The sequence below is a fragment of the Amphibacillus indicireducens genome, from assembly GCF_039539605.1.
Taxonomy (GTDB): domain Bacteria; phylum Bacillota; class Bacilli; order Bacillales; family Amphibacillaceae; genus Amphibacillus; species Amphibacillus indicireducens.
The window spans coordinates 1-16836 of sequence record NZ_BAABDL010000136.1; the positions used below are offsets into that span (position 1 = coordinate 1).

General features: G+C 33.0%; 12 protein-coding genes. 2 read left to right on the forward strand and 10 right to left on the reverse strand.

The window, feature by feature from the left end:
- Positions 1-122 precede the first annotated feature (122 nt).
- The 8 genes from ABD814_RS12190 to ABD814_RS12225 all read right to left on the reverse strand — a co-directional run bounded on the left by ABD814_RS12190 (position 123) and on the right by ABD814_RS12225 (position 13376).
- Complete coding sequence (locus ABD814_RS12190; RefSeq protein ID WP_344913627.1) at positions 123-1487, reverse strand: reverse transcriptase domain-containing protein; 1365 nt, start codon at positions 1485-1487, stop codon at positions 123-125.
- 520 nt (positions 1488-2007) lie between these two features.
- Positions 2008-5001 (reverse strand): restriction endonuclease, encoded by a 2994-nt coding sequence (locus ABD814_RS12195; RefSeq protein WP_344913630.1) that lies wholly within the window; start codon positions 4999-5001, stop codon positions 2008-2010.
- 13 nt (positions 5002-5014) lie between these two features.
- Positions 5015-6976 carry a site-specific DNA-methyltransferase gene (locus tag ABD814_RS12200; RefSeq protein ID WP_344913632.1) on the reverse strand — a complete coding sequence of 654 codons (1962 nt, stop codon included), beginning with the start codon at positions 6974-6976 and terminating at the stop codon, positions 5015-5017.
- A 1-nt stretch (position 6977) separates the two neighbouring features.
- Positions 6978-7673, reverse strand: coding sequence for a DUF4391 domain-containing protein (locus ABD814_RS12205; protein WP_344913634.1), 696 nt, complete (start codon positions 7671-7673; stop codon positions 6978-6980).
- Positions 7674-7689: 16 nt separating this feature from the next.
- Positions 7690-10962 (reverse strand): helicase-related protein, encoded by a 3273-nt coding sequence (locus tag ABD814_RS12210; protein ID WP_344913636.1) that lies wholly within the window; start codon positions 10960-10962, stop codon positions 7690-7692.
- 48 nt (positions 10963-11010) lie between these two features.
- Positions 11011-12189: a DUF4145 domain-containing protein gene (locus tag ABD814_RS12215; RefSeq protein WP_344913639.1), complete on the reverse strand. Its 1179-nt coding sequence runs from the start codon at positions 12187-12189 to the stop codon at positions 11011-11013.
- Between the two features lie 302 nt (positions 12190-12491).
- Complete coding sequence (locus tag ABD814_RS12220) at positions 12492-12830, reverse strand: hypothetical protein (RefSeq protein ID WP_344913642.1); 339 nt, start codon at positions 12828-12830, stop codon at positions 12492-12494.
- A gap of 15 nt (positions 12831-12845) precedes the next feature.
- Positions 12846-13376 carry an AbaSI family restriction endonuclease gene (locus tag ABD814_RS12225; protein WP_344913645.1) on the reverse strand — a complete coding sequence of 177 codons (531 nt, stop codon included), beginning with the start codon at positions 13374-13376 and terminating at the stop codon, positions 12846-12848.
- A 443-nt stretch (positions 13377-13819) separates the two neighbouring features.
- Here ABD814_RS12225 and relB point away from each other — a divergent pair, with 443 nt between their 5' ends.
- Complete coding sequence (gene relB, locus ABD814_RS12230; protein ID WP_344913647.1) at positions 13820-14035, forward strand: type II toxin-antitoxin system RelB family antitoxin; 216 nt, start codon at positions 13820-13822, stop codon at positions 14033-14035.
- Between the two features lie 3 nt (positions 14036-14038).
- A complete protein-coding gene (locus tag ABD814_RS12235; RefSeq protein ID WP_344913650.1) occupies positions 14039-14305 on the forward strand; it encodes a type II toxin-antitoxin system RelE family toxin in 267 nt (88 codons plus the stop codon).
- A 70-nt stretch (positions 14306-14375) separates the two neighbouring features.
- On the opposite strand, the gene ABD814_RS12240 is transcribed toward ABD814_RS12235, so the two are convergent.
- Together ABD814_RS12240 and ABD814_RS12245 are read right to left on the reverse strand one after the other, a co-directional pair.
- A complete protein-coding gene (locus ABD814_RS12240) occupies positions 14376-14873 on the reverse strand; it encodes an oxidoreductase (protein ID WP_344913653.1) in 498 nt (165 codons plus the stop codon).
- Between the two features lie 189 nt (positions 14874-15062).
- Positions 15063-16700, reverse strand: coding sequence for an RNA-binding domain-containing protein (locus ABD814_RS12245; RefSeq protein WP_344913656.1), 1638 nt, complete (start codon positions 16698-16700; stop codon positions 15063-15065).
- Positions 16701-16836 lie beyond the last annotated feature (136 nt).

Below are 16836 nucleotides of genomic sequence, written 5' to 3' on the forward strand. Positions count from 1 at the left end.
ACCAGATGGTAAAATTTAACTCACAGTTTGAGCAAGTAATATGCATTTAAATAAATTTACTCTTCATAGCTAAATGCATTGTAACCAGCTTGACAGAGTCCGTTTCGAATTTTGAACCCTTATCACAACAACCGCTTTTGAATGCGGTTCCAGTGCTTTTGTAATGGTTTGTATACCTGGACATCTACAGATAACGATTCCATCTCTTTCTGTGCTTTTAAGGCATATGTAATAAAATTACCATGTCTTTTACCTTCTTCATTACCAAGATGAGTATATAATTTATAAAGTTCTTGATATTTGGTCTTTCGTTTATTTTTTAAAGTTTGATTTCTAACAACCCGTGCCTTTCGATAGGCTCTACTATAATACTTAAATAAACTCTTTTCTCTCAATCTTATTACTTTACCATCGAAAGTAAATCCTAAATAATCTAATAATGCATCCTTATCTTCCTCGTTCTTGATTTGATTACTAGAATAGCTTAGTAACTGGGTTTTATCAGGATGGACAACTAAATCTTCGTGCCTTTTAATTATTTTTAAAACCTTTTCTTGTATATAAACTGGTTTTTTGTTATTTGGTATTACAATGATAATATCGTCTGAATACCTTCTGTACAAACCACCATAATTCTTTACTAGTGAATTGATCTCATAATCAACATCAATTAACCGTACATTAGCACATACACCACTCATGCTCGAACCTTGTGGTATGCCTTGTGATTTACTATACTTAAGATTCTTTTGTTTAAATTGTCGAAATTCTTTAGGTGACATTATTCTTTTTAATGTATTATTTCTTATTAATTCATTCATTTTCTTACGACCATATTTATTTAACAGAAAAGCTTCTATTGCTTTTTGTTCAATATAAGTAAATTGAGTAATACTTTTTAATACTTTATAAAAGTCATCTGGCAATGAGTGAATTCCCATTACTTTTTGAATTGATCGCTTTAATTCCACGTGGCCAATATGGTCGAAAAACTTTCGTAAATCCATAGATATTATTAATGCTTGATCTTGCATTAAAATAAACTGAAAGATTTCTTTTGCAAAGTTAATATTACTTAATCCATGTTTATTAGTTCTATAGGCAATTGATACATCATCTATTCCCTTTGTATCGGCATAATCGTTGTAATAACCATTGAGGATTTCACCATAATACTTGTAAATCATACTGTCTTTATGCGATGCATAATATATATCGCGTACTTTTTCATGTGGTATTTTATAACCCAGCTCGTGATTAAATCCAAATCTAGTAAAATTCATAGGGAAATAAATAAATGGCAAAAATGAGTGACTATTAATCCAATCGGGGTTAGTAATGTTTTTCTTAAGATGGTTAAAATGTACAGAGGTATCAAAGTGCGGATAAAATTTCCTTTTAAACTTTTTAGGATCTATTTCGACATTATATGAAGAGCTGGAGAGGTCATGTAATTTGGACCTATTACTTTGATTTCTGTTTGACATCAAATATACCTCCCAGCATACACAAATATAAGCATCCATTAAGGAGCTGGTCCAGTTAGATCACTAATAGTCTACTATATAGTTAGAGAAATAGTTACCTTAACTACACAGAAAGGAAATGATTCGAGAATGATAAGACATCTTCACTGCTTGTTTAAGATTAGTAGCGAGATATTCATTATATTCTGCGAGAATGTCGAGTTCATATATGAAGTTGACATTCGTTCACGTCCTTCCCTCTCACCATGATTGTGGAGGAACTTAAGTAATTACCTAAGCAGTACTATTATACCATAACATGTTTTTTATGGTAGTGAATTTTTTGATAGCTATCAATTTTTATATCCAAGATGCAATTTATTGTAGTCACTATCTATCTATTCTGAACAGACCTAAACCAATTCATCATTATATTAAGGAAGGGTGTATGAAATTCATACACCCTTCCTTAATAATCGCTTTTTATAAATATTTATAATTACCTTTAATTCCTCGACTAATTCATTACTACATCTGGTTATTAACTATTCACCTCATTTAACACATCATCAATATTTGTTGCGACAATATATCTAACATCTTCTCCAACAGCTTTAAAATGTTCCACTCCACAATCTATTTTCTTTTCCTCAGCCGTCCGATAGCCTGCTGTACGTAAGGTACCCTTTGTTTCCGTGACAAAGTAGAATTTCTCTTTTCCTGCATCATTAATTAAAATCGCCCAGTCTGGATTGTAACTGCCAAGGGGTGTTGGTATTTTGAACCAAGTGGGTAGCTTTACATAGACCAAGACATCTTTATTTGTTTCTAGCTTCTCTGCAAATTCTCTTTCTACCGTACTATCATACACGACATAATCATAGACACTTTTTTCACTCGTTAATAAATTATCATTTAGGTAACCAGATACTTCCTTGTCTTCGAATAACTCCTGGGCATAGTAGCTTTTGTTTCTTGCTTTTGAATATTTAATTCCATCAACAATAAAGTTTTCTTTCACAGAGTTAATAATATCTGCCATTTCCTGCATGTAAATTTGCGGGTTTAATTCAAAGGCATCTAATGTGTTACTACGAATTAAAATATCAATTATCGTTCTTCTCGTTAAGTCTGTTGCATTTTGTAAGTTAGTAACAACATCAGGTAGGTTCTCTAGTTCTACCTTGTTAAGACTATACTCTCGACTACTGCCCGTTTCTTTAGCGACGATTCCCCCTTGTTTAATACCAACAAGGGCATTCAGCTGTGAAATCCTCCGTTGAGTTTTCGTTAATGTTTTTTCAATTTCTACTAAACATTTTTCAATTAATTCTTCAGATGAAAAGTCTACTTGATAAACTGTTTTATATTTAATCTTATCCCACAGTTCTTTAAATTCAGGACTTAAAAATCGTTCTTTATTAAGTGATACATCTTCCTTTTCTTTTGCTTTTTTAATTTTTACGCCTTCAATCGTTTTCTTTGTTCGTGCAATAATTTTCTCTTTATGATCTGCATACTCAACTGGAACTTCTAATAGATTATGATCTAGTGCTTTCTTTAATTTCTCTAGAACTTTTCCATCTTTTGCGATGTATGCTCGTTCTTTAAAACTTTGTACGATTGCTTTTGATGCTTCAATTCCTAACCGTTGCTCTTGATTGTCTTTTACAATGATAATATTCGCAAACGAATGCTCTTCAATGTAACCAAACCTAATCCCAGCATCTTCTTCATATTCTCTTTGCAATGTATTACAAAATACATCGTAGGACTCGTTAGCGATAACGGTAAGTGTATTAATATCAAATCCGTGTTGTCTTTTACCATCTTGATTAACAGCTAGTCTTAAGCCTCTACCAATCTCTTGTCTTTTCTTTATGTCACTGTATGTTTCATTTAGTGTACAAATTTGAAAGACGTTCGGGTTATCCCAACCTTCCCTTAAAGCAGAGTGAGAGAAAATAAACTTTAATTTACTATCAAACGATAATAAGCGTTCTTTATCTTTCATAATTAGTTCATATGCATAATCATCACTTGCTGAATTTCCTGTACTTGTCTCCACAAATTTAACGCCTGTTCTCCCTGCTTTATCTTGAGAAAAATAGCCATGATGAGCTTCTTGTGTGTATCGATCGAGGTCATCTATATTTTCCCTTAATTCTTTATATTCATCTTCCATGATGATTTTTTGAAGTAATTCCTCAAACAGGAGGGCATATTTACCTTTATTATAAGTTCCATCGTCATTATAGATTCGATAATTATCTACACGATCGAGGAAAAATAAAGATAGCACCTTTATGCCTCGTTTATTTAATGTAAGTTCTTTATTTAAATGTGCTCGTATAGTGGATTCAATCTGCAATCGTTTATAGATATTTTCATCAATACCACCAATATGATTATCTAGGGTAAGAATATTTGGCCTAGCAGTAAATTTCACGATGTTTTTTTCAGCGTTTATTTCAGACACTTGAAAACCATTATAGACGTCACGATTGCCAGATAGTTCATATAGGTCATCGCCATGCTTAATCCGCATCGTCATTCTTCTAATGCCTGAATTAAACTTTTTATCAATCTCAACATCTGCATAAATACCAGATTTAGGATTACCTGTCTTGATTAAACGAATATATGCATCTTCATAGTTATCCTCTTCTTCAAAGCTAACAACTTCAATTTGTTTAACAAGTTGTAAATCATGAGCATCGACAGCGTTTAATCGATACACAACATTCTTTGGTTTTATATGCGTTGCCGAGTACTTGATGCAGCACAATGGATTTAAACTAGCAATCGCTTCTCGAGATTTCTTCGTGTTCGCAGTACTTTGAGGCTCATCGATAATAACAATTGGATTTGTTTCTTGAATTAGTTCAATTGGTGCTCTACCTTCTGGTCCTCTATCATTCGCTCGATGAATAATATTCGCTTTATTTAATGCCTCTTTATTACCAAAACTACGATTAAATGCTTGAATGTTAATAATCATGATATCTATATGATCTGCCGTAGCAAAACTATTAATCCGACTTAAATCATCACTATCATAAACAAAGTAATCATACACTTCATTAGAGTAAATCGAATTCATATGAGATTCCGTCGTTTTTAAACTGTGATGAATACCCTCTTTAATCGCTAAACTTGGTACAACAATAACGAATTTTTTAAAGCCATATTTTTTATTTAGTTCCATCATTGTTCGAATAAAGACATATGTTTTTCCTGTTCCTGTTTCCATATCTACTTCAAATTCTAAATAAGGACTTTCTTCAAGCACTTCACTTTGCTTCAGTCCATTTTTTTCTTGTACTTCCTGCAAATTAATTAGCAAATCTTCATTTGTTAGCTCTAATTTGTTTCCAATTCCGATTGTTGATTCATCCGTAGTCATCTGGGCTGATGCAGGAGCAACTGTAAAATTGGCTTCCTTTGGTGTTTGCCCTTTAAATAAGTCAACAACTGCATTGATTGCGTCTAGTTGATAATCTAGTTCTGAATTAAATTGTAATTTTAAAGACATTATATACTCCTTTCTACAGCGTAATAAATGATTCTTCAGCGAGTCCTGCTGATCGTAATGTTTCTTTTACATTCGTTTTATCTGTATCTGAACTAAACCCTTCATCTCTAAATATCGCTCTAAATTCTTGCTGATTATTTTCGTCTTTAATTTCAATCATCTTTTCTGCGACTGCTATATCAATGTTATCTGCCAAACAGATCATTAAAAATCCATAACCAATTGAATAAATAGTTTTCCCTTTTATATCAATTTCTTCTACTGGATAAGTTAAATCTAAGCCCATTTTTAACATCATCTCATAAACGACATCTTCTTCCGTTCTACTTGGAACATAAGGAGTTAAGGCATCTTCTATAGCTTCTTGAACGTTCTCATACTTACCTGGATTCCATTCTTTTATATTAGATGAGTCTAGTTTGAACAGTTTAAAACCGATATCGAGTTCATCAGGGTGTTTCATTACTTTTTGTTCTTCTTCACTTGCCGAATCATACTTTTCTTTTAGTTCTGCTTTAACCTTTTCACCAGCACGTCTTATTCGTTCTTTACCCAGCTCAGCAATGGTTTCATAACCCGCTTTGGATGCTTCTGACCCTTCATCTGTCTCTTCAGGCAATTGAATCATAATAAACTTTCTATTTCCTCCATCTTTTATGTTTAGATTCATGACTGCATGGGCTGTTGTAGAAGAACCTGCAAAGAAATCTAAAATTATATCATTATTATCACTACTGGTTTGTATTAATTGTTTTATTAAGCTTACTGATTTAGGTGATTCAAATATTTTAAATCTAGTATCAAATAAATCGGATATTGCTGCTTGTCCTCTATCTGTGAAATATGAATTCTCTGTGAAAATGGTTTTTAACATCTTAACTGAACCTTCTGCATAATTTTTTCTGTATACTTTCCAATTTTCGTTAACTTTTCGTACTTCAAGATGCTCTATATCATTTGCTACTTTTTTTCTATCCCATGTCCAGCATCCCTTATATCCATCGTTCCATATAGGGTAGATAGCTATATAACCTTGCTTGTTTTCCAAAGAAAGTCTATGGGATTCTGGATGATAATAAATCGGAAAGTATAAATTAGGGCGGTTATGCTTTCCAAAATCCCTATGGGTATTTCTTAATTCTAATAATCTATATTTATTATTTTTATTATCAATTTCAGGATATTCTTTTTCTATTTGCGACTCGTCTTTTGCAATAGAGAAAGCTCCTACTGGCAATTCAGATTTTGAATAAACCAAAATATATTCATGATTAGTTGCAAAATATTTATCTTGGGACCTTCCCCTTGGATTACACAAGACAGTTATTTGAGTAATAAAATTAATTTCTCCAAAAATCTCATCGCAGACTTTCTTTAAATTGGTTACTTCGTTATCATCTATACTGATAAAAATAACCCCATCATCTTTTAGTAAATTTCTAGCTAATCTCAGTCTTGAATACATCATATTCAACCAATCTGTATGATATCTTCCACTATACTCTCTATTCGTTGTAGTAGCATTACCTTCACTATCAACTTGCCCCGTGATTTTTTTGTAGTTTTGGATGTTATCTTTAAAGTTATCCTTGTATACAAAGTCGCCACCTGTATTATAAGGTGGATCGATATAAATCATCTTGACTTTGTTAAAATAAGACTTTTGAAGAAGTTTTAATACTTCAAGATTGTCCCCTTCAATGTATAAGTTCTCTGTTTCATCCCAGTTTTTACTTTCTTCTTTCGCTGGGCGTAACGTTCCCGTCGATGGTGTTTGTGATAATCTCAGTGCTTCTCCTTTACCGTTCCAGACAAAGCGGTAACGTTCGTCTGAATCGTCGACATACTCACCAAGTATTTGCTTTAATTTTTCAAAGTCAACCTTTCCATCTGTGTTTACTTCTGGGAATAATTCGACTAACTTTTCGATGTTCTTATTTTCTATGTTTAATGATTCGCCATTTAAATGAGACATATTAACCCTCCATTTGCTTTCGTTCTTTTTCTAATTTTTTTATCTTCATATTTAATTCCATCTTTTTATTAAAGTGATTTTCACGCTTTAACTTGCCTTTTAGTGTGGCAATCTCATGTTCAAGCATTTCTATTTGCTCTAATACTTCTTCACTGTTTTCTGTTTGTTTGATATTTCTGCTTGCTAAATTAAATTTAATAATTGCTTGAATATAATCATTGTAAAACGTGAAGAAATCACTTTTCCTTAAGCTTAGATAATTTACTTGCTCGATAAATATTGAATCGCTATCGACAAATCCAGTTTGATATACTTTTTCTAAGATAATCTTTTGCTCATCTACTAGATTGTCTCTTTGATGTGCCCCGAAAAAATTATACTGATTATTAAGTTTTCCAATGAGGATGATTGGATAAGGAATGGCTTCCATGATTAATGTTGCAATCTTTTCAACTGCCTCCGACTCTCTCAACTCGACAAGGAAAATTGATACTTCTTCATAAGTCCTCGTTTCATCTTTATAGGTTGGAATATTTGTGTTCTGTCTTGTTAATTGAGCATATAGAGTAATACGCTCAATTCCTTGGGTAAAAATATTTTTTTCAGTCGTTTTTAAATTACCGTGAGTGTAAAATTGTTTTTTCGGAATGAACTGTTGATAAACACATTCTTTAGGTAGATTCAATGATTCTAACAAGTTTCATCACACCTTTTTAGGAATCTAATATTAAGAAACTAATGAGCTCAAAGTCCTCTAGTCCATCAACATTTTCCGCGACAATACTTGTACCGCCTTTCTGGAATAGAGTCGCAATCCCTAGTTCTTCCTTACGCCCGACAATTTCTTCGATTGCTTTTTCAAGTAATGAAGAATAGTGGCTCATGTCACTTCCGTAATTCGTTGAATGATTAAATTTCGTAATCAATTCGGTATCCAACTTGTCATTGTTATGACTCGTTTTTTTGTAGAAATCTAGTAATTGTTTACCTTTGTCATAAGATATTTTAATTTCCTGATCATTCGTTACGTATATCAAGTAATAAGGATGGAGCGGATTTTTCTCCAAATTATTTATTTCTCCTGATACTTGCTCTAATAAGAAAATGACCCCTGCTTCAAGTTCATCTTCAAATTGTTGAGGTATTCGAGCGATAGAGTAGAGTCCAGATGGGCTTTGCTCTAACCTTTTCCGATTGTTTTTTAAGTATCCAGTTAAATCAACCCTAAAATCACTAAAGCTTAAGTCTGTTATCGAGATTCCTCCTGAAATATCTTCTAAATCAACGACTTCTTCTCTTAATTTCTTTAGCTGATTCTTTCTATAAAGCAAGTCTCTCATTTCCTTCGATTGATTTTTTTCTACTGGGTTTTCTTCACCTGTTGCCGACACATCTACTAATACCATTCTACCTTTGACTCGTTGTTCTAAATTAATATATTCATCTAAATCCTGGGTTGGCCAGAAGTTTACGAGTTGGATACGTTCATTTTGAGAACCAATTCGGTCTACTCTACCAAAACGTTGAATAATTCTCACTGGGTTCCAATGGATATCATAGTTTATTACAAAATCACAATCCTGTAAGTTTTGTCCTTCTGATATGCAATCTGTTGCAATGAGAATATCTATTTCTTCATCCATATTAGGAAATACTTTATGTGCTTCTTTGGATTTTGGCGAAAATAGCGTTAGAACTGTATTAATGTCGTTAAATTTTATTTGATTTTTATATTCAGCTGGCACTTCTAACGTTGACTTGTTTGTGCCGCTTCCAACAACTAAAGCCGTGTTCATATTTAAAACTTTCGCATGAATAGCAAGGTTATCATACAAATACTTTGCAGTGTCAGAAAATGTTGTAAATATTAGCACCTTACGATTTCTGTCATTGATAGGATTCAAGAGTTTCCGAGATATCGTATCTTTCAGCATATTTAATTTACTATCTTTTTCAGGCTCAATACTTTTCCCCATAGCTAGTAATTCATCTAAGATTGCTTGATCCTCTTCAAGCTCCTGCTTCCACTTAATCGTATCTGTATCTTGAAGCAATACTTTGACTTTGTTTCCAACAAGTAAGTCTTCAAAAAGAGTGTCATCTGGATCGATATCTAAAATTGACACGTCTTCTGCTGAACTACTCGTTGAATAATCTGCTTCATGTTTTTCAATTGCTTGGATCATCTGATTTACTTGTTCCAATATTTTTGACAGAGTTAATGTAAAAGAGTGAACAGAGCTTTCTAGCCTCTTTAAAATATTTACTCGCATTAAATGGATTAAACTAGTTTCTCTATCTCTCTGGCGAAATAGACCTTGACCATCTTTAACTTCCATATCATATTTCCTTTCATACTCGGAAAGTTTATGGTTGTAAACATATTTTAATGGCGAGTAGATGGCTAAGTTCAGTTTATTTATCGTATTATTTACCTCCGATATGTCAGGGAAAATAGCATCTTCATCGATTTTGCTATATTTATTCATTGGCTTTAGTCGTTCTGGAAACGAACCTATTTCCTTAATATCATAATATTTTTCAATATGTTTTCTCGATCGTGCAATTGTTAGTGTATCGAGTATTTTGAAATAATCCATGCTCATCATGTCGACAAACTTTTCTGTCGTTCTTTCATCTTCTGATAAATTAGCCCATTGGTTAAATATCATCTGTGCATTTTTAAGTGTGTGATCAATGCTGTTTATACCTATTTCTTGAAGCGCTTGATCATTTTCCTCTGTAATAAAGGCAATCTGATTTTTTATGTCATTCATTCTGTTATTGACTGGAGTTGCTGATAGCATGAGCACTTTAGTTTGAACGCCAGATTTAATGACATCTTCCATTAGTCTTTGGTATCTTGTTTTACGATCTTTAACTGGAGGATTATTTCTAAAGTTATGTGATTCATCAATAACGACTAAATCATAATTTTCCCAGTTCAATGTAGATAAGTTAATATCTCCTGAATATCCACCTTCTCTACTTAAGTCTGTATGGTTTAATACGTCATAACTAAAGCGATCATTAACGAAAATATTTCTTTTATCATTCATCGTATAAACGAGCCAATTATCTCTCAGCTTTTTAGGGCAAAGTACAAGAACTCGATAATTTCTCAGTTCATAATATTTTATTATCGCTAGCGCACTAAATGTTTTTCCTAAACCCACACTGTCTGCAATAATACAGCCATTAAAGTTTTCCATCTTTTCGATTGCACCTAACACGCCATCTTTTTGAAACTGATAAAGCTTGTTCCAAATTAGCGTCTCCTTAATTCCAGTCTTCTCTTTTACAAGTCGGTCATCGGTAAGTTCGCTTAAATAATCATAGAAAATATTATATAGGGTGAGAAAGTAAATAAACTCAGGCGGGTTTTCTTTATGTATAATATTTAAATTTTCCATCACTAAATCTGTTACATCTTCTAATTCACTATCACTGTTCCAAATGTTTTCGAAAGCTTGTAGCATTCCAATTGTATGCTCTCCATAAAAAGCATTGATTGCTTCCATTCTAGTCGAAGGGACGATACCTAAGCTATCCGCGGTAAAATCAACCGATCCATTCATTGCTACAGTATCGTCCTTGTTCTCTATATGCATAAGTCTTGGATAAGCAGGATTTCTTTCTTTGAATGATTTGAATGTTGCTTTTTCCTTTATCCATTCCGCACATTCTTTTGCGATAGAAGACTGCGTCATTTCATTTCTAAGCTTAATTTCAAATTCAGTGCCAAAAACATTATTATTTTTGTCGATATAAAATTCTTTCATTTCCTGCTTCTTTGAAACAAATGTCGGCTCTGTGAAAACAAATCTAAACTCATCAATCTTGGAAAGTTCCTTTTTCAACTTCTCAAAAGCAAATAAAGTAAAGCTGGAAGAAATCATACTTATTTTACTATTTTTTTTGCTATACTCTTTTATTTCATCGACCATTTTATAGGTCTTATTATCGATAAATTTAGGTGCTTTCAAGATGCAAACCTCCATATCATGTATTAAAGCGGGAACAAACTAAAAAGTCTATTGAATAAAGTCTCCTCTTGATTTTTGCTTTTCTCTTAGTTGGTTAAAAAAGTTCTCCACTCTATGTTTCCCGACGCCGTTGTATTTCCCTATAATAAGTAATTCCTTTGGTAGATCACGAACTTTATAAATGCTATCTTCTTGAAGTTGTTTAATTAGACTAGGGCTACCTGTAAACTCATCTGTATTAATAGCTATTTCTCCTAATATTTCTGTAACAACGATTTCTTTTGACTTATAAAATAAAAATAATTCGCCTGGTCGACTTTGAATTAATTTTCTTCTTCTAATTTCTTCTGCGACAAATTGCTTTAACTCTTCAAAAAATAACTTCGAGTGAGACTCAGAATAGTATGTAGTTCTCTTATGGAGTCCTTCTAGTGAATTAGGTAACTCACTCATCAGTCTCGCTTGTTGGTCCCCACCTAAGCGAACTAAGAATCGTTCTGACTCTTCAAAACGCTGTGGTAATAAAAAAGCATCTCTTAAAAAATATGGTATGTCTATTGAGTCATCTCCATACGTTATCGTTCTAACAGGAATAAAACCTGGTGCTTCATCTATTTCCTTAGGTAGGAGATTACTTTGTTCACTTGTCAGATCATCAGAAATATTTCTTTCATCAGCGTTATTTGTTTTTAGAGTTTCATTTCTTGTTTTACTTAGCTGATCCCGCTCAAGAGATTTTTTCAATAGATCTTCAATTTGTTTAAATCTTAACGCCATTTCTTCTAGGCCATATGTATGGTCTCGGTTCATTAAAGGATCAACATAACTTGGCACTTGCATATCATGCAGACCATAAACTTCTACAAACCATTTTACAATTAAATAGATATGCTCCCAGGCAGTAAGTGATTCAGAAAACCTAAATTGGCGTGCATCATGAGATGCCATATTTCCTGATTTTCTAACTTGATGTAATGAATGTTTTACTTCATCAGATAATAAGCCTTGTTCGTCAAGAACGCGAATCCTCTCAATGATTGGCAAATATGGTTCACTAGGTAAATTTTCATGAAACATAACCTTTTCGAGTAACACTTCAATAAAAGTTCGACTATGAGTCAACATTGAACGCGGACTACTATAAATTACGTTTTCTAATTCTTTAAGGGTTCGAGCGAATTCCTTTGACATAGGCTCTAAAAATTCATAAAAATAATTGTCTATCATAATAGTTCCTCCCCGATAGAGTTATATTATATTAGCAACAACTAGTTACAGAGCTTACATAACAAATATTAAACTTCAATTAAACTTCGATTTTTGTCATCTTTTATTTTTTCATCTAATTATATTGTACCACTAATGCCCATAAATTCCACAAAGTTATCAGACTTTTACCACAGTAACTTTAGTATTTTGTCGTTTTATAGAATTAGAACGTACTGAGTTTATAAAGATTAATAAATTGAGTGAACAAGCACAATAAAAAAGACAACCTCCATCTTTCAAAGGTCATCTTTTTCTTACCCCTATTTAATGATCTTCACCTTATCATCAATTCGTTCATATCTAACAAATTCCTCATTGTCTGGTGATATGCCGATTGATTTGAAGACGCCGACAAATTGATAGCGATTAAAGCCTAGGTTGTCTTTATATTTTGCAAAGACGACTCTTTCTAGGCCCGCTTCAATTTCTTCTAAGTAGTTGGCGCTTCTTTCTTTAACTGTTTCTTTGTCGACGTGAGATTCATCTATATATGACCAGTCTTTTGCTAAAATGTTTAGCCAGCCGGCTGCTACTGATTTTGTCGCGCCATTTTCAATGATTGATAGTTTCGGACACCATAAGCGTGTCTTTTCCGACATCTTCACGAAAACGCGCTAAAAGCCTTTATAGTTTTTGCCGAAGACTGTATTGGTAATATCTTTGATGTATCGGAATGGGATGTCGTCATAGATTGATAGATAGTCTTGATTTTTTAGTTCGTTTAATTCTTCTTCGTAAGTTTTCCACACCAGCGTTGTTTCTGTAGCTCGCTCCTCGATGATAGAAACGATTTCATTAATCCGCTCATTAATTCCTTCGATCGATTCAGTTGCATCAATTCTTAAGCACAAAAAGTCATTGATCGATTCTTCGCTGACAGCAGAAATAATATCATCCATCCGAAGCTTGTCTTCTTCTACATTGTCTTTATGGTGCGCCTCGTCTACTTCGATGCCTATATGTAGTTGCGGAAAGTACAGGTCCATTAATGCATGTGAGCCGTTTTGTCGCTTAACATATTGTTGACTGACAGGCTTTAGATTCATGTTATTTAGCTTGTGCCATATAGCTGTTAAAATATAATTTACGTAGTCTTTTCGTTTTGTGCGTGAAAAAGTTTTGACTAAGTAGTCTCGTTTGTCCATTATGATCACCCTGATTTTCTTATGAGGTGTTTCGTTGTTAGCATTCTTAGTGAAACAGTTAATGTCGACTTGAAACGCTCATTTAAATTTATAAATTGATTTTTGCTGATAAGCATACTGCGTTTGTATGACTATCAGCCGATTGTTTTTGTTAATTTATAAGTTATTATATCATGAATTATGGTTCGGACATTTTTTGAATTTTCGTCAGTGAAATTGTCCGAAGTGGGGCAATTACGGACAATTTCTTTCAATTTTGACGCCAAAAAGTCCGTAGTGGTATTAATTACGGACTTTTTTCTGTTTTTAAGAGTACGAAATGTCCGAAGTTAGGCGATTGCGGCTGCATGATGCACAACCTACGCAACAAAAAAATTAATTCTCTAAATAAATGGCATAAATGTATGACAATGTGGTACAATGATGTTAAAGGAGTGATGAGCTTGACTACAATATCGGTTAGACTAAACGAACAAGAAGCAAAAATCTTTGAAGAATACGCAAAGTTAAATGGAGTCGCTTTATCAACTTTATTCAAAAAAACACTCGAAGAAAAAATGGAGTTAGATTTTGATCTTAAAGCAATCCAAGAGTATGAAAATGAAAAATCAGATGAGACTTACTCTCATGAAGATTTGAAAAAAACATTAGGTTTGTAGATAATGAAATATCAAGTCGTTTACACAAAAAAAGCAATTATAAGTTTAAGCAAGATAGATCGTTCTCAACAAAGACTTATAGTATCTTGGATAGAGAAAAATTTAATCAATACAGATAATCCAAGAGCATTAGGGAAAAGCTTAAAAGCTGATTTAAAAGAATACTGGCGCTATCAAGTAGGGAATTATCGAATTTTAGCAGATATCAATAATGACCAAATAAAAATCATTATTTTTAATATTGGACACAGAAAAGATATTTATTCATGAAAAGCATGCTCAAAAAATAGAGTAAAAAAGATGATCTTGATTATCAATCAGATCATCTTTTTCATTATCCCTATTTAACAATCGGCAGCCAGCCTGGATTGCCTTGAACATATTCCCACATTGCGTCTGGGAAGGCTAAGTCATCTTTATCCTCTGGTCGGATTTCTGTTCGGATTGTGTCTTCTTTGCCTGTTCTCACTTTCTCGATCCAGTCTGGTTCGGCAATCAGTTCTCTACCAATCGCAAGGAGTGGTAGGTTGAGTTCTTTGATTGCTTCAAGTGCGTTGTCTGGGGTTTTGATTGCGCCGACGCCGATTACTGGTGTGTCTGGGCCGACTGTGTCGATAATTGTTTTCAGGACTGGTGTTTGATCTTCCGGGTTACGGATTGAGCTTTGCATGTAGTGCCCGGTTGAGACGTGGATATAGTCGAGTTCTTTTTCTTTTAGTTTTGTTAATAGAGCTATTGTATCGTCAAGTGTAATGCCCGATTTAAATGTAAATGGTTCAAAAATATTATGATTTAGAATTGATGGATAGATCGTAAAATTTATACTGTTTAAATTCAAAATCATGGTTTCTCGCAGGGTCGACCAGGTTTCACGTGTCTTAATCAGTCCATTATCAGTCTAAAATCAATCAATATTAGCGGTATTAGCTCTTTATCGGTCCAATATCGGACCAAATCGGCATTTATCGGTCCAATATCGGCTCAGTTATAAGTCCATTAACTCATTATTGGTTCAGGCTTTATACAATTAGTTGAGTTTATAATGACTAGCTCTTGCTCTACCTTTTAATATAATAATCTTCTCATCCCTTAAACGTTTTAAAATGCGCTTGCTACTCGTAGATGAAAACCCACATAATCTTTCTACATCTACTCGAGTAATTGAACCGTTTTTTTCCAAATAATCAATGATCATTGCTTTAGCTTGTATCTCATCAAAATCTTTATCTTTTGTATATTCAACACTGTCATCTAAACTCTCGTATACTCTATGAGTAAACATATATTTATTTCTTTTTTCCCTTTGTAGGATATTTCTTTTTTGACACAATTTATTTAAAACATTTGATGCAGATTGGCGCGTAACTTGAGCCACCTCAGCAGCCTTAGCTAATGTAATTGTTTTATTAGACTTAACATACTTTAATATACATATTTCTGATACCGAGAACTCTCCATTTTTCTCTTCTTCTCTTGTAATAAATTTCAAAAAGTCAATGTCTTCTAAATTACTTCTTAAAGTCAAACTTACTGCTTCAGAGAATAAATTATATTCTGGAGCAGATTTCCCTAATGAGAGCATATCCTTAAATATAATATCTACACCTTGACCGGAACGTTGAACATATTTTAACTTTTGAAGTGTTTCAGCAATTAATTTATTTCTAGGTGACGATGGATGTGTAATTATATTTGAACTATCGACCCCACTTGGGAATGCACCAGGGTTTTCAATAATAATTTCATTTGGATAAAATTTAACTAAGATTGAGGCATTACTCTCATAATCCCTGTGGGAAATGGCGTTAAGAAGTGCTTCTTGAAAAACATTAATAGGATAATCCTCAACTTCTAATTTAAAAAGTCCCATTTGAATATTCTGTATTCCATTCCTATCTTCAAAAAACTGCTGTATTCTCTCCACTGATTGGATCAAAGGCATCTTTAGTTCTAACCGCTTGTTATATTCAGTATACCCATCACTATATGTAAGTATAATGATTTCTGCTTGTGGTGCATATTTCGCAATCGCCGCTTTTGTTCCAACAAATAATAATCCTGCTACCGTTAACCGAATGGCGTATTCAGCAGTCACTATCAATCGTAAGTCTTTTAAAAACATAATATTGTCCGACTGATATAAAGTAGAATCTTTATCACGTGATTGGATTTTTAGCTTTAATCGCTCTACTTCGGCAAAATCGATATCATCTTTTGTAGTAGAATCAATAATATTAGCCGAGTAATCTCCTTTAAAACCTAATATTTTATTTGTAGTGTACTCAGATGGATAAAATGGCTTTGTGTTTTTTCCCAATCTTTTATAAACTACCCCTTTTGAAGTAGCCACAATTTCGGGTGACTTTTCTACAATTATTTTTAAAATATACTTATTTTTATACTTTATTTCCTCTATATCAGTGAAAAGCTTAGGCATAGTTTTATCATAAATACTTTCGATAATATTTTGTTCATCATAGTCATAACACCCGGTGATCTCACCATTATCCTCTACACCTACTAAAATAATTCCTCCGTTTGTATTGGCAAATCCCACTGCCTCATTCGTTAAAGTATTTATTAAATTCTTTTTGTTTGAATTTATCCAACTTTTAAATTCTACGTTTTTATTTTCCCCCTGTTGAATGATTTCAATAATCCCCATAATATACACCTCCTTGCTTTATATAATTATTATACCAATATTAGAGAGGAAAATAAAAACAATTAAAACCTGCATTATTCATAACTTGATTTTTTATAGGTGATTTGCCCATTAAATTGCCAAAAGTGAATGCCAG